Annotated in this window: 16 protein-coding genes; 6 read left to right on the forward strand and 10 right to left on the reverse strand. The window is 61.6% G+C overall.

What is annotated here, in order from left to right:
* Positions 1 to 69 precede the first annotated feature (69 nt).
* The gene (locus O0879_RS16750) at positions 70 to 420 is read right to left on the reverse strand and encodes an AzlD domain-containing protein (protein WP_099666364.1); all 351 of its coding nucleotides are present in this window, start codon (positions 418 to 420) and stop codon (positions 70 to 72) included.
* Positions 413 to 1,147 carry an AzlC family ABC transporter permease gene (locus O0879_RS16755; protein ID WP_289900146.1) on the reverse strand — a complete coding sequence of 245 codons (735 nt, stop codon included), beginning with the start codon at positions 1,145 to 1,147 and terminating at the stop codon, positions 413 to 415. Before O0879_RS16755 ends, O0879_RS16750 begins: the two co-directional genes overlap by 8 nt.
* Positions 1,148 to 1,405: 258 nt before the next feature.
* Here O0879_RS16755 and O0879_RS16760 point away from each other — a divergent pair, with 258 nt between their 5' ends.
* The 4 genes from O0879_RS16760 (at position 1,406) to O0879_RS16775 (ending at position 3,710) form a co-directional block, all read left to right on the forward strand.
* Positions 1,406 to 1,600: a zinc-finger domain-containing protein gene (locus O0879_RS16760; RefSeq protein WP_034780619.1), complete on the forward strand. Its 195-nt coding sequence runs from the start codon at positions 1,406 to 1,408 to the stop codon at positions 1,598 to 1,600.
* A gap of 76 nt (positions 1,601 to 1,676) precedes the next feature.
* Positions 1,677 to 2,102 carry a nuclear transport factor 2 family protein gene (locus O0879_RS16765; RefSeq protein ID WP_034780622.1) on the forward strand — a complete coding sequence of 142 codons (426 nt, stop codon included), beginning with the start codon at positions 1,677 to 1,679 and terminating at the stop codon, positions 2,100 to 2,102.
* Entirely contained in the window at positions 2,102 to 3,127 is a 1,026-nt protein-coding gene (locus O0879_RS16770; RefSeq protein WP_289917579.1) for an alpha/beta fold hydrolase, read from the forward strand. The genes O0879_RS16765 and O0879_RS16770 overlap by 1 nt, the downstream gene beginning before the upstream one ends.
* Positions 3,120 to 3,710 carry a DUF2946 family protein gene (locus tag O0879_RS16775; RefSeq protein ID WP_289917580.1) on the forward strand — a complete coding sequence of 197 codons (591 nt, stop codon included), beginning with the start codon at positions 3,120 to 3,122 and terminating at the stop codon, positions 3,708 to 3,710. The genes O0879_RS16770 and O0879_RS16775 overlap by 8 nt, the downstream gene beginning before the upstream one ends.
* 3 nt (positions 3,711 to 3,713) lie before the next feature.
* Here the strand turns inward: O0879_RS16775 and O0879_RS16780 are convergent, their stop codons facing one another.
* Positions 3,714 to 5,303, reverse strand: coding sequence for a M48 family metalloprotease (locus O0879_RS16780; RefSeq protein ID WP_289917582.1), 1,590 nt, complete (start codon positions 5,301 to 5,303; stop codon positions 3,714 to 3,716).
* Between the two features lie 196 nt (positions 5,304 to 5,499).
* Here O0879_RS16780 and moaC point away from each other — a divergent pair, with 196 nt between their 5' ends.
* A complete protein-coding gene (gene moaC / locus O0879_RS16785) occupies positions 5,500 to 6,006 on the forward strand; it encodes a cyclic pyranopterin monophosphate synthase MoaC (protein ID WP_034746095.1) in 507 nt (168 codons plus the stop codon).
* A 12-nt stretch (positions 6,007 to 6,018) separates the two neighbouring features.
* Here the strand turns inward: moaC and O0879_RS16790 are convergent, their stop codons facing one another.
* Entirely contained in the window at positions 6,019 to 6,396 is a 378-nt protein-coding gene (locus tag O0879_RS16790; protein ID WP_354670189.1) for a DUF6713 family protein, read from the reverse strand.
* Between the two features lie 163 nt (positions 6,397 to 6,559).
* Here O0879_RS16790 and O0879_RS16795 point away from each other — a divergent pair, with 163 nt between their 5' ends.
* Positions 6,560 to 7,282: a flagellar brake protein gene (locus O0879_RS16795; protein ID WP_289912938.1), complete on the forward strand. Its 723-nt coding sequence runs from the start codon at positions 6,560 to 6,562 to the stop codon at positions 7,280 to 7,282.
* A 21-nt stretch (positions 7,283 to 7,303) separates the two neighbouring features.
* On the opposite strand, the gene O0879_RS16800 is transcribed toward O0879_RS16795, so the two are convergent.
* The 6 genes from O0879_RS16800 to recA form a co-directional block, all read right to left on the reverse strand.
* Positions 7,304 to 7,768, reverse strand: coding sequence for a pilin (locus O0879_RS16800; RefSeq protein WP_092608610.1), 465 nt, complete (start codon positions 7,766 to 7,768; stop codon positions 7,304 to 7,306).
* Between the two features lie 213 nt (positions 7,769 to 7,981).
* A complete protein-coding gene (gene sucD / locus O0879_RS16805) occupies positions 7,982 to 8,863 on the reverse strand; it encodes a succinate--CoA ligase subunit alpha (RefSeq protein ID WP_034746085.1) in 882 nt (293 codons plus the stop codon).
* A gap of 13 nt (positions 8,864 to 8,876) precedes the next feature.
* Positions 8,877 to 10,046: an ADP-forming succinate--CoA ligase subunit beta gene (sucC, locus tag O0879_RS16810; protein WP_034788653.1), complete on the reverse strand. Its 1,170-nt coding sequence runs from the start codon at positions 10,044 to 10,046 to the stop codon at positions 8,877 to 8,879.
* A gap of 78 nt (positions 10,047 to 10,124) precedes the next feature.
* Positions 10,125 to 10,685 (reverse strand): DUF2889 domain-containing protein, encoded by a 561-nt coding sequence (locus tag O0879_RS16815; RefSeq protein WP_077408684.1) that lies wholly within the window; start codon positions 10,683 to 10,685, stop codon positions 10,125 to 10,127.
* Positions 10,686 to 11,201: 516 nt separating this feature from the next.
* Entirely contained in the window at positions 11,202 to 11,657 is a 456-nt protein-coding gene (recX, locus tag O0879_RS16820) for a recombination regulator RecX (protein WP_289900142.1), read from the reverse strand.
* Positions 11,658 to 11,795: 138 nt separating this feature from the next.
* Entirely contained in the window at positions 11,796 to 12,902 is a 1,107-nt protein-coding gene (gene recA / locus O0879_RS16825; protein WP_071321836.1) for a recombinase RecA, read from the reverse strand.
* Positions 12,903 to 13,009 lie beyond the last annotated feature (107 nt).

Consider the following 13,009-nt stretch of genomic DNA (forward strand, 5'->3'; position numbering starts at 1 on the left):
AGATGACGAGTGGAAGGAAGTGCGCTATTTTACCGCAATGACCAGAGCAAATCCCCGATTTGTCCTGCTTTACTGAAAAACGTGCAACAGTCGCAAGCCCGTGAAAACCAGCATGCCAAACACGATGGTTTGCAGCATATTGCGGCGAATCACAAAAAAGAGCGTGGCGGCAATACCGGACAAGAGTTTCAAATTCGACAATTCGAAGTGCACCTGCTGCCCCTCCATCAGCATGTCGGGCGCGATGATGGCGGCCAGCGCGCAGGCCGGCGCATAGCGCAGCATCTCGCCCACGCGGCGCGGAATGGTGATGTGATGGCCGATCAGCCAAAAGGTGCTGCGCGTGGCCGCTGTCGCCACCACCAGCACGGCGATGGCGATCCACACGTCGGCCCTGCCCCAGTCTATGCCGTCAAACATGGCGTTTTGTCCATTTCTCTGTCAATTCTTCCACGGCCATGGCGCTGACCATGCCCACCAGCACGGCCACCAGCAAGCCCAGTTTATATGGCAGGCCATAGGCCAGCACGGCCACCGCACCCGCCACCAGCACGCCGCACAGGGCCGCGCGGCTGAGGATCAGCGGCACCGTCACGCACAGGATCGCCAGGGTGCCCGCAAAACCCAAGCCCCATTCGGCCGGCACGACGGCGCCCAGCACGATGCCGATGAAGGAACCGATTTGCCAGGCCAGCCAGTTGGGATAGATCAAGCCTTTCAGGAAAGGCAGCTTGGCCGGGTCCGGCGTTTCGTGCGGATAGCGCTGCAGGAACAGGCCCACCGTGATGTCGCCCGCCACATAGCCGAGCCCAAAGCGCTGGCGCCACGGCAGATGGGAAAAATGGGGCGCCAGCAGCACGGAAAAGATGACAAAACGCAAATTGACGACGAGGGCCGTGGCGAAGATCACCCACACGGGCGCATGCGCGGCCAGCAGCGGCAAGGATGCGAGCTGGGCCGAGCCGGCAAAGACAAACAGGGTCATGGCCCCCGCCTGCGCTACAGTCAAGCCGCTTTTCACCATGGCCACGCCCACCACCATGCCCCAGGCGGCGATGCCCAGCAGGGTGGGCGCACCCAGGTTCAGGCCGGCGCGCCAGGCATCTTTCAGCAGGGCGTCGTCCTTGGCGGCCAGGACGGCGTTCACGCGGCGCTCCGGCAGGCGTACTGTGGTAACTGCACAACAATGGTGCGTGGCGACAAGGGTGACAACGGCGATACCGGCAAGGCAAATCCAGTCAGTGTGGCGCTGCAGCTGCCATATTTCCGTAAAAACCCGCGCCGCAGCCGAAGATGATCGAGCCGCCATTTTAGCCATGATTTTTGCTGTCTGCCTGAATCCGTTAAAATCGTGGTTTTGGCAGCAGCCGACTTCCTTCCATACAGCCTCACGGAGCATGACAAGATGACAAAAACCACCCAGCCAGCGGTCGAACTCGACAGTAAAGACCTGCCAGCCCACTGCCCTAACCCGGCCATGCCGCTGTGGTCGTCGCATCCGCGTGTGTTCCTGGAATTCAACAAGGACGGTATCGCCAAGTGCCCGTACTGCGGCACGGCCTACACCCTGAAGGAAGGCGCCAGCGCCGGCCACCATTAAAAAAACTGCCCAGCGGCGCGCCACCAGCGCGCCGTTTTTATTTGTATCAAGTTATACCGACCAGCCCGGAGTCGTCATGAAACGTCTGAAAGAACTCAATGGCAGCGCCGCGGAAGTCGAAGCGGCGTTCTACGATGCCTTGCACCGCGCCGACCTCGAAGCGCTGATGGCGCTGTGGGCCGACGATGAAGAGATCGTCTGCATCCATCCGGGCGGCGCGCGCCTGATCGGCCATGCCGCCATCCGCGCCTCGTGGGAAACCATCCTGGCGGGCGGCGGCCTGCACATCGTGCCGGCGCAGCTGCATGAAACTCATAACCTGATGAGTTCGGTGCACACGGTGATCGAAGGCGTCACCCAGGAAGAAGGCGGTCCGGCGCATCTGCTGGCGACGAATGTGTACGTGAAAACGCCGCGCGGCTGGCGCATCGTGCTGCACCATGCCTCGATCGCGCCAGGCGGCGCGCCGGCCGACGCCACGGGGGCGCAGATCCTGCACTGATGTCTTTGTCTCTTTCCTATACTGCCCCGCTCTGGCTGCCTGGCGGCCACGCGCAGACGATTTATCCGGCCGTGTGCCTCGCCAAGCCGGCCGTGGCCTTCCGCCGCGAACGCTGGCAAGCGCCCGACGGCGACTTCGTCGACGTCGACCTGGTCGACGGCCAGCCGGGCCAGCCCTTCGTGGTGCTGTTCCACGGCCTGGAAGGCTCGTCGAACAGCCATTACGCGCGCGCCCTGATGGCCGAGGTGGCCGCGCGCGGCTGGTCGGGCGCCGTGCCGCATTTCCGCGGCTGCTCGGGCGAAGCCAACCTGGCCCCGCGCTTTTATCATTCGGGCGATGCACAGGAAGTGGACTGGGTCGTGCGCACACTGCGCCCGCGCGCCACGGGCAAGTTTTACGCGGCCGGCGTCTCGCTGGGCGGCAATGCCCTGCTGTGCTGGCTGGGCCAGTCGCAGCACCAGGCCGATTTCGTCGACGCGGCAGCGGCCGTGTCCGCCCCCCTGGATCTGGCGCAAGGGGGCAAGGCCCTGTCTTCCGGCGCCAACCGGCTCTACACGCGCATGTTCCTGAACACCTTGAAACCGAAATGCCTGGCCAAGCTGGAACAGTTTCCCGGCCTGTTTGCGCGCGACGCCATGCTGGCCGCGCGCGACTTGCACGCCTTCGACGACGTCGTCACGGCGCCCCTGCACGGCTACCGCGACGCCGACGATTACTGGCACCGCGCCAGCGCCAAGCACGTCTTGCCGGACATCACCGTGCCGACCCTGGTACTGAATGCGCAAAATGATCCTTTCCTGCCCGGACGCTTCTTGCCGCGCAGCGCCGCGCCGACGGTCACCCTCGAGTATCCGCGCCACGGCGGCCACGTCGGCTTTGCGGTAGGCAAGTTGCCGGGAAGCACACGCTGGCTGCCGCAGCGCCTGATACATTTTTTTGAAGACGGCAACACGGCGCCATCGGCGCCGCAAACCTGTCACGCTGGCGATGCGCGCACTCACACGGAAAACGCTACACATGGATGAACTCGTCAAACAGGCCCTGGCCAAATGGCCGAACGTGCCCCACTGCTACGGCTGGCTGGGCCTGGACGCGCGCGGCCACTGGCGCATGCGCGACCAGCAGGCGCAACAGCAAAAATTGCCGGGCGACAAGATCGCCCACGCCGCCCTGTTGAGCTTTATCAACCGCAATTACGCCCAGGACGAACGCGGTTGCTGGTTTTTCCAGAATGGCCCGCAGCGCGTGTACGTGAATCTGGAAGCGACGCCCTACATCGCCCGCAGCGACCCGCAGCACGGTTTTGTCTTGCAGACGGGTGCGCCGCTGGAACAGATCGAGCAAGCGTATTGGTGCGATAACGGCGCGCTGATCTTGCGCCACGGCGACATCGTCGCGCAGGTGGATGACCGCGACATGGCCCAGGTGCTGCCCGCGCTGCGCATCGACGGCCGGCAAGCCAGCGACGACGCCTTGCTGGCGTGGCTGGAAGAACAGCGGGGCAAGCTGACCATATTACATGCAGCCAAGGAGATTGCCGTGCAGCCGCTGGCCTATGCCAGCGTAGCGCAGACCTTCGGCTTCCAGCAGGCGCCGCAAGCCGGGTAAGCGCTAACCCTTCTGGTCCTTGATCTGTTCGCGGCGTTTTTCCTGCAACTCGCGCTCGCGCGCATCGATCACGGCCTGGTCATAAAAAGTCGCGTCCGTCGATTTGCGGGCAATCGTTAGCTGGTCCAGCGCGGCCATGGTGGCGCCCTGCAGCACGTAGGATTCGGCCAGCGCCATGTGCTGCAAGGTCATCTTGCCCTGGTCCGCATAGGCTTTCGCCAGTAAATCATACAGTTCCGGCTCTTCCTTGTAGAGCTGCACCTGCTCGCGCAAATACAGGGTGGATTGCTCCAGCTTGCCGGCAGCCATCAGCGCTTCCGCATACTGGTGGGCAATGCCGCGCGACAGGGGAAACTGCTGGCGCGCAGCGTCCGCCGCCTTCAGGGCCTGCTGCGCCACTTCCTTCTTTTGCGCCGGCATCAACAGCACTTCCAGCCCCATCGCCGCCAGTAGCGAATTAGGGCCCTGCGTGCCGCCCGACGTCAACACATTCGGCGCGGCCGGCTGGTATAGGGCCGCATTGGCTGCATCGAGTTCCTTTTGCGCTTCCACAGGCTTGCCCTGCTTGACGGCAACAAAGGACAGGCCGTAATGGGCGGCCGTCACCTGGAAACGGCTTTGCTGTTCCAGCTGCGTCTTGAAGAGAGCCTTGGCATTCAACAAGCCTTGCACGCTCTCATCCTGCAGCACGCGGGCGCGGGCCCGGGCCAGGTGGAAACTCAGGCTGTCGGCACGCTGCTTGTACGGCTGCTCGCGAATGCGCGCCTGGATGTCGGCGATGCGTTCGGTCGTCAGCGGGTGGGTCTGCAGATAGGCGGGCATCAGGTCGCTGTACGAACGGCTGGCCGCCTGCATGCGGCCGAAGAAGGCCACCATGCCGGTGGTGTCGAAACCGGCTTCGCCCATGATCTGGAAACCGATGCGGTCCGCCTCGCGTTCGGCGTCGCGGCCGAAATTGAGCTGGCGCTGGATGGCCAGGCCCTGGCCGGCGGCAAACACGCCCATGGCCACGTCGCCGCCCGCGCGCGAAGCGAGCGCCGCCAGCAACATGGCGGCCAGCGGCATCAGGGCATCCTGGCGCTGCTGGCCCAGCATGCGCGCGATATGGCGCTGCGCCACGTGGCCGATCTCGTGCGACAGCACGGAAGCCAGTTCCGCCTCCGTTTGCGCCGCCAGCACCAGGGCCGAGTGCACGCCGATGAAGCCGCCCGGCAAGGCAAACGCGTTCAACTGGGGATCGCGCACGGCAAAGAAAAAATAGTCGTAATTCGTTTCGCCCCGCACGCTGGGACGCGCCGCAACGAGGGCGTTGCCGAAGGTATTCAGGTATTCCAGCAAGGGCGCATCGTCGAGGTAGTCTCGGTCGCCGCGGATGCCGCGCATGATTTCCTCGCCAATCTTGCGCTCCATCGCCGGCGACAGGTCTTCGCGCGACGTATCGCCCAGGTTCGGCAAATTCGGCGCCGGCGGCACGGCCAGCGGCGTCCAGCTGCCGGCCGGCTTGGCCACCACGCTGGCAGCCGGCGACGCAGGCGCGGAGGTATAGGTTTGCGCCAGCGCACAGGGTGCCGCCAGCCACAATGCAGCCAGCACCGACGCGCGCCGGGAGCTGCGCAGCCATGCCGCGCCGGCGTTTTCAAGGACGATCGGAAGAAGAGTTTTTGAATTCACGGGTGCTATCATACCTTGTTCGCGGCGCCCATTCCCACGCAACAAGCATGCGCCATGCCAGTGGCATGACGTCGTGGCCAGGCCTGCCGCTCCCCCACTCCTCACCTATTTTGACGCCATGACAACAGCAGACAAGCAAGCCCCCGCCGGGGAACTGACCCATTTCGACGCCACGGGCCAGGCCCATATGGTCGACGTGGGCAGCAAGGAAGACACGCGCCGCAGCGCCGTGGCCGCCGGCACCATCCGCATGCAGCCCGCCACCTTGGCATTGATTATTTCGGGCAACGCCAAGAAGGGCGACGTACTGGGCATCGCCCGCATCGCCGCCATCATGGGCGCCAAGCGCACCAGCGACCTGATTCCCCTGTGCCACCCGCTGGCCCTCACGCGCGTCACCGTCGATTTTGAAGTGGACGAGGCGGCCAACAGCGTGCACTGCCGCGCCCAGGTCGACACGACGGGCAAGACGGGCGTGGAAATGGAAGCACTCACTTCCGTGCAGATCGGCTTGCTGACGATCTACGACATGTGCAAGGCCGTCGACCGGGGCATGGTCATGACGAACGTGCGCGTGCTGGAAAAGCATGGCGGCAAATCGGGCGACTGGCACGCCGAGGTGTAAGACGCCACCGCTTCAGGCGGGCACTGGCCGCGTCACCTTGACGCGGCGCAAATCGCGCAACAGCCACACGGCGCATGCCAGGCACAGCACGATAATGGCCACGGACAGGGGCAAGTGGAACTGTTCCTGCCCTGCCAGCACGAAGCCGGCGTGGATCAAACACGTTCCCACGCCCAGCGCGGCGCAGATGCCCGCATACAGGGTCGCCTGCGGGGTGGCCAGCAGCACGTGCCGGTAACCGGCCAGCACCAGGGCAATCGCCGCCAGGTTAAACACCAGAAAACCCTGCACGCCGCCCGGCACATGAAACATCTCCCACTCTTTCCAGTAGGCAGCGTCGATTTGATGCAAGATCAAGAACAACATGGTCCAGAAGTAGCTTCGCGGCATAAGATTTACATTCGTCAATATTGATGCAATTGTAAAGCCTGAGTCCTGCACCGCCACGCGTGCATGGCATTTTTCGATGCCAATATGAATTTCATTGATATAAATGCTTTTTCATCAAGAAATCATGCATACTGCGAGTCGTCCATATCCAGATGAGCATCGCATGACTAGCAACAAGCCCACCGCAGAAACCAAGCTCCAGGACTTCGAATTCGAAGCCATGAATCTGCAGGTGGGTGGACGCATCCAGTTCATCACGCACCGCACCATCAAACCCATCCAGCATTTCTCGACCCTGATCGGCTATGTGAAAGACGAGTACCTGATCGTCAAGATTCCCATGGAAAACGGCGCCGCCATCATGCTCAACGAGGGCGACAAGCTGACCATCCGCGTGTTTTCCGGCGTCACCGTGTGTTCATTTTCCTGCAGCGTGCTGCGCATCTTTGGCCGTCCGCTCAATTATGTCCACCTGAGCTTTCCCGACGCCATCCAGGGCACCAGCCTGCGCACGGCGATGCGCGTCAAAGTGGACATCCCGGCGCAGCTCAGCTACCGCGATGTGGCGGCCGTGCCCGTGTTCATCGTCAACCTCAGCGTTTCGGGCGCGCTGATCGAGGCGCCCAGCATGCTCACGCCGGACGACGACGGCGTGGCCCTCAGCTTTACCCTGCTGGTGCAGCCGAACAAGCATCAGATGCGCGTCAACACGCGCGCGCGCATCCAGAACGTCAGCGTGGGCAAGCCGTCGAATGGCCACGCCGCCGAGGTGGCGGAAATCTATACGTATGGCGTGCAATTCATCGACCTGGAACCGACCCACTACACCTTGCTGCAAAACCTCACCTATGAAGCGCTGATCGCGGACCGGCAAAAAATCGTCTGACACCCTGCCGGCAAGCCTTGCTTACAGGGTCGGCGTCACGTCGGGAATGTTGTTTTTGGTAATCGCTTCCTTCGCTGCCGCATTCGTCACGGTGGTGCTATTGAACCAGGTCAGGCTGCTCGTCCCAGGCTTCATGGTCATCGTCACGGTTTGTCCACCGATACCGGTGCCCAGGTCGGCCGCCAGGGTCAGCACGATATCGCCCTTGTCCACTGTGGCGCTGGCCACTTCGCGCGTGGCACTGAACACGGGGATGGCGCTGGGCACGGCCTGGGTGGGCGTGCTGCAGGCGGTGGCCAGCCCGCCGTTTTCCTGCACGCACAGGGCCACGGCCGTTTTCAACGGGGCGGCAGCCGCCAGCACATTGCTGACCTTGGCCCGCATCGTGTAGTCGCCATACTGGGGGATGGCCACGGCCGCCAGTATGCCGGCGATGGCCACCACGATCATCAGTTCTATCAGGGTAAATCCGCTTTGCGCGCGCATCGTATCCTCCCATTGTGCATTGCTCACACCGTGCATGGTGCAAGCGCCATGCCAGCGGCGCGCCCGGGCAGCGGCGGTGCACATGGAAAGAAAAGCGACACATTTGGGCCGGTTCGGACCAGCGCCGTCGTCCAGGGCCGGGATGCGGCCTGTCTTGCGGACAAAAAAAAGGAGCCTAAGCTCCTTTTTTGTACTGCGGTGACCGAGCTGGAATTACAGCATGGCTTTCAGCAGACGCGCCATTTCCGACGGGTTTTTGGTGACGGTGATGCCGCAAGCTTCCATGATTTCCAGCTTGGCTTGTGCCGTATCGGCACCGCCCGAGATCAGCGCGCCGGCGTGACCCATGCGCTTGCCTGGAGGAGCCGTTACGCCGGCGATGAAGCCAACGACTGGTTTTTTCATGTTGTCTTTGATCCAATAAGCCGCGTTGGCTTCGTCCGGACCACCGATTTCGCCGATCATGATGACCGCGTCGGTATCTGGATCGTCATTGAACATCTTCATGATGTCGATGTGCTTCAGACCGTTGATCGGGTCGCCGCCGATGCCGACTGCCGACGATTGGCCCAGGCCCAGTGCGGTCAGCTGACCCACTGCTTCATAGGTCAGGGTGCCCGAACGCGAAACCACGCCGATACGGCCCTTCTTGTGGATGTGACCTGGCATGATGCCGATCTTGATTTCGTCTGGCGTGATCAAGCCTGGGCAGTTAGGGCCCAGCAGCAGGGTTTTGCTGTTGGCTTTGGCCATGCGGTCCTTCAGGGCCATCATGTCGCGGACAGGAATGCCTTCGGTGATGCAAATGGCCAGATCCATTTCAGCTTCGACAGCTTCCCAGATCGCCGCTGCCGCGCCTGCTGGCGGCACGTAGATGACGGAAACGTTGGCGCCGGTTTCTTTTTTCGCTTCGGTAACGTTAGCGAAAATAGGAATGCCTTCGAAATCTTCGCCGGCTTTCTTCGGGTTCACGCCTGCCACGAAGGCAGCTTTGCCGTTCGCGTAGTCGCGGCAACCGCGGGTGTGGAACTGGCCGGTCTTGCCGGTGATCCCTTGGGTAACGACTTTGGTATCTTTATTGATCAGAATGGACATGTTGATTCCTTAATTAAGCTTGACCGGCAGCAGCGGCAACGACGCTCTTGGCTGCATCTTCCATGGTGTCGGCTGCGATGATAGGCAGACCGGAATCGGCCAGCATCTTCTTGCCCAGATCTTCATTGGTGCCCTTCATGCGCACGACCAGTGGCACGTTCAGCGAAACGGCTTTCACCGCGGCGATAACGCCTTCGGCGATCACGTCGCAACGCATGATGCCGCCGAAAATGTTCACCAGGATGGCTTTCAGGCCTGGGTTTTTCAGCATGATCTTGAACGCTTCGGTCACTTTTTCTGCCGTGGCGCCGCCGCCGACGTCCAGGAAGTTGGCTGGCTCGCCGCCGAACAGTTTGATCGTGTCCATGGTGGCCATGGCCAGGCCGGCGCCGTTCACCAGGCAACCGATGTTGCCGTCGAGCGAGATGTAGGCCAGGTCGAATTTCGACGCTTCGATTTCAGCTGGATCTTCTTCGTCCAAGTCGCGCAGGGCGATGATTTCCGGATGACGGAACAGGGCGTTCGGGTCAAAGTTGAACTTGGCGTCCAGGGCGATGACTTTGCCGCTGCCGGTGACGATCAGCGGATTGATTTCGGCCAGCGAGCAATCGGTTTCCCAGTATGCTTTGTACAGGCCTTGCAGGTTGACGCGGGCGTCGACGATGGAACCGGCAGGCACGCCGATTTTGGTCGCGATGTCGTCTGCCTGGGCATCGGTCAGGCCAACGCTTGGCTCGATGGTGACGTGGTGGATCTTCTCTGGGTGGCTCTCGGCCACTTCTTCGATGTCCATGCCGCCTTCGGACGACGCCATCAGGACGATTTTCTGGGTGACGCGGTCGGTGACCAGCGAAACGTACAGTTCTTGCTTGATGTCGGCGCCTTCTTCCACCAGCAGGCGGTTGACTTTCTGGCCTTCGGCGCTGGTCTGATGCGTGATCAGCTGCATGCCCATGATCTGGTCAGCGTATTCCTTGACCTGTTCCATCGATTTTGCCACTTTCACGCCGCCGCCCTTGCCGCGGCCACCTGCGTGGATCTGCGCCTTGACAACCCACACCGGGCCGCCCAGGGTTTCCGCAGCCTTGACGGCTTCTTCGACGGACATGCACGGAATACCGCGTGGTACCGTCACTCCGAATTGCCGGAGGATTTCTTTGGCTTGATACTCATGGATTTTCATGCTGGCTTCCCTTCTGATACTGATGTGTAAAAATACGGTTAGTGGTGCAAAAAAAACAGGAAAAACAGAGCGCCGGGGTCACGCTTTGGCTACCCAGCGCGGGTAATACTGTGCAACCGCCCCGCCATCGGTGCGCAGGGCGTGGCATTTGTCGAGTTGAAACGGCTTTTCATGCGACAAGTCAGCATTCGCACCGTCACGGGTCGACCAGACATCGCCGGCAAATGCCTGAACCGTCGCAGTCGGCAAGACTTGCGCCAGTTCGGTCAAATGGGTACAGCCGGCGATTCCCGCCAGGCGCTGTTTCAAGTCGCGGCGGAAATTCTTCAATAAATTCAGACCGATCAGCGCTCTGTAAGCGGGGCCGATGGTATCGCAAAAACCGGGATAGGGCACGGCATCGGAGGCGGCTTCGGCCTCGACGATGGTCAGTTCGCGATCGACGGTAATGCGTAAGTGGAGGTCATGCAGGGGGGAGCCGGCGGGACGGGGGCCGGAGGCCAGGGTCGCGTCATAGCTTTTGATATCGGTGATACGGGCGTCAATATCCCACAGGCCGTCGTCGCGCACATACGCTTGGACGTCGATAACGCGGGAGTGCCGGAGGGCGCGCCGGGATACGGGAGTTGACAGGGGCATAAGACCGATGCCGCTTGCGCGGCCATAATTTAGTAAGCAGCCATGTGCCTAAAGCACTCTGTTCGCAGCTTCTACGAACAGCAACCGCACCTGCGGCGCCGCAAAAACCCTAAAAGTGTAGCACACTGGGCGCTGGTTGCGCCGCAACATAATTTTTCATTGCTTCGATAAAAACATTTCAAAGTATAAAGAAAGCACATGGAAATTTACGCTGTTATCACATTCAGTGATGATAGATATGCGCACCTGGGGCCGCGAACCGCATCCAGTTGCCGCCACCGCGCCGAGATCGCACTGCGCAGGCAGCGCTCACGACGTGCAGCGCAACAATACGCCGCTGAATTGACAGGGCGATGACAGAAGCAGAATCCTGCAAAGAAAACATGGAAAAACAGCAAGGCCGACTGGCCCGCGCACGCAAGCAGGGCATCGTGCGGACTGTTGTAGATGGAACACAGCGCGGCCAGGGTGGGCCGGCCGGCACGGCGCGAAAGCTCGCAGAAGCGCGCCAGCCACCTAGTCGTCCTCGGGCTCCCGCCCCTTCAAGGCCGCTTGCACGGCGCGCTGCGAAAAGCCGCGCTGCATCAGGAAGCGCATCTGCTTGTTGCGCTGCTCGGCATCCTGCGCCACTGCACCAAATTTGCGGCGCCACACTTCGCAGGCGCGCGCCACTTCCCCTTCGGCCAGGCCCGCCTTGAGTTCCTGCAGCGCCTCGCCCCCAATGCCATGGCTTTGCAATTCCGCCATGATGCGGCTATTGCCAAAGCGGGCCGAGCGGCGATGGATCAGCGACTCGGAAAAACGCTCCTGCGACAGCCAGTTGGCTTGCTCCAGACTGTCGAGCAAGGCTTCCACATCGTCGCCCTCCTGCGCATGGCGCTGCAGCTTGCGCCGCAATTCCATGCGGCTGTGTTCACGCATCGACAGAAAGCGTAGCGCCCTGCCCTTCAGGCTTAGTTGTACCGCTGCCATACCCATATCCCATCTTTACCACACCGGACTGAAAACACAATTGCCGCCAGGCGCACAGGCGCAGGGCGGCAATCATTGTAGAACTTTTTTATGCGGCAAGCTGCCGCCGGCGGGCCAGGCTGGCCCCGCCACTGTCGCTTACTCGGCGGCCTTGGCTTCCGCAGCCTTGGCAGCCTTGTCGGCAGCTTTATCCGCTTTTTCCGGCTTTTCAGCAGCCAGCGGCGGCAGTTCGCGCACGCCCAGAGAAGCACGGACCTTGTTTTCAATCTCGCGGGCCAGCGCCGGACGCTCTTGCAGGAAGGCGCGGGCGTTGTCCTTGCCCTGGCCGATGCGTTCGCCGTTGTAGCTGTACCACGAACCGGATTTTTCCACGATCTTGGCATCCGAGCCCAGGTCCAGGATTTCGCCTTCGCGCGAGGTGCCGGCGCCGTACAGGATGTCGAAGTGCGCTTCCTTGAACGGTGGCGCGATCTTATTCTTGACGACCTTGACCTTGGTTTCGTTGCCGATCACTTCATCGCCGGACTTGATCGAGCCGGTACGGCGGATATCCAGGCGTACGGAAGCGTAGAATTTCAGCGCATTGCCGCCGGTGGTCGTTTCCGGGCTGCCGAACATCACGCCGATCTTCATGCGGATCTGGTTGATGAAGATGACCAGGGTATTCGTGCGGTTGATGGAGCCGGTCAGCTTGCGCAGGGCTTGCGACATCAAACGGGCTTGCAAGCCTGGCAGGGAATCACCCATGTCGCCTTCGATCTCGGCGCGTGGCGTCAGTGCGGCCACGGAGTCGATGACGACGAGGTCGACGCTGCCCGAACGCACGAGGGCGTCGCAGATTTCCAGCGCCTGCTCGCCCGTATCCGGTTGCGAGATCAGCAATTCATGCAGGTTCACGCCCAGCTTTTGCGCGTAACCGACGTCGAGCGCGTGCTCGGCATCGATAAAGGCGCAGGTGCCGCCCAGTTTTTGCATTTCAGCAATGGTTTGCAGGGTCAGGGTGGTTTTACCCGACGATTCCGGACCGTAGATTTCCACCACGCGGCCGCGCGGCAAACCGCCCACGCCCAGCGCGATATCGAGGCCGAGCGAACCGGTCGACACGACTTGCACTTCTTCGATCGGTGCGCTGGCATCCATGCGCATGACCGAACCTTTGCCAAACTGCTTCTCGATCTGCGCCAGTGCGGCGGCGAGCGCCTTGGCTTTTTCCGATGCGGGTACTACAGCTTTTTTATCGTCCATATGTTCTTTCAGCCGTTCTACAGTCGACGATTCACGTGAATCGGTCGGCCTGCGATAGCGCCAGTGGGTTAAATTCTTTACACAGACAGTACTGTATAAAAAAACAG

Source organism: Janthinobacterium sp. SUN120 (assembly GCF_030397735.1).
Lineage (GTDB): Bacteria > Pseudomonadota > Gammaproteobacteria > Burkholderiales > Burkholderiaceae_D > Janthinobacterium > Janthinobacterium kumbetense.

Coding starts and splice junctions, on each gene's coding strand:
- O0879_RS16750 (WP_099666364.1), bottom strand. CDS start 420: ATGTTTGACGGCATAGACTGGGGCAGGGCCGACGTGTGGATCGCCATC.
- O0879_RS16760 (WP_034780619.1), top strand. CDS start 1,406: ATGACAAAAACCACCCAGCCAGCGGTCGAACTCGACAGTAAAGACCTG.
- O0879_RS16765 (WP_034780622.1), top strand. CDS start 1,677: ATGAAACGTCTGAAAGAACTCAATGGCAGCGCCGCGGAAGTCGAAGCG.
- O0879_RS16770 (WP_289917579.1), top strand. CDS start 2,102: ATGTCTTTGTCTCTTTCCTATACTGCCCCGCTCTGGCTGCCTGGCGGC.
- O0879_RS16775 (WP_289917580.1), top strand. CDS start 3,120: ATGGATGAACTCGTCAAACAGGCCCTGGCCAAATGGCCGAACGTGCCC.
- moaC (WP_034746095.1), top strand. CDS start 5,500: ATGACAACAGCAGACAAGCAAGCCCCCGCCGGGGAACTGACCCATTTC.
- O0879_RS16790 (WP_354670189.1), bottom strand. CDS start 6,396: ATGCCGCGAAGCTACTTCTGGACCATGTTGTTCTTGATCTTGCATCAA.
- O0879_RS16795 (WP_289912938.1), top strand. CDS start 6,560: ATGACTAGCAACAAGCCCACCGCAGAAACCAAGCTCCAGGACTTCGAA.
- O0879_RS16800 (WP_092608610.1), bottom strand. CDS start 7,768: ATGCGCGCGCAAAGCGGATTTACCCTGATAGAACTGATGATCGTGGTG.
- sucD (WP_034746085.1), bottom strand. CDS start 8,863: ATGTCCATTCTGATCAATAAAGATACCAAAGTCGTTACCCAAGGGATC.
- sucC (WP_034788653.1), bottom strand. CDS start 10,046: ATGAAAATCCATGAGTATCAAGCCAAAGAAATCCTCCGGCAATTCGGA.
- O0879_RS16815 (WP_077408684.1), bottom strand. CDS start 10,685: ATGCCCCTGTCAACTCCCGTATCCCGGCGCGCCCTCCGGCACTCCCGC.
- recX (WP_289900142.1), bottom strand. CDS start 11,657: ATGGCAGCGGTACAACTAAGCCTGAAGGGCAGGGCGCTACGCTTTCTG.
- recA (WP_071321836.1), bottom strand. CDS start 12,902: ATGGACGATAAAAAAGCTGTAGTACCCGCATCGGAAAAAGCCAAGGCG.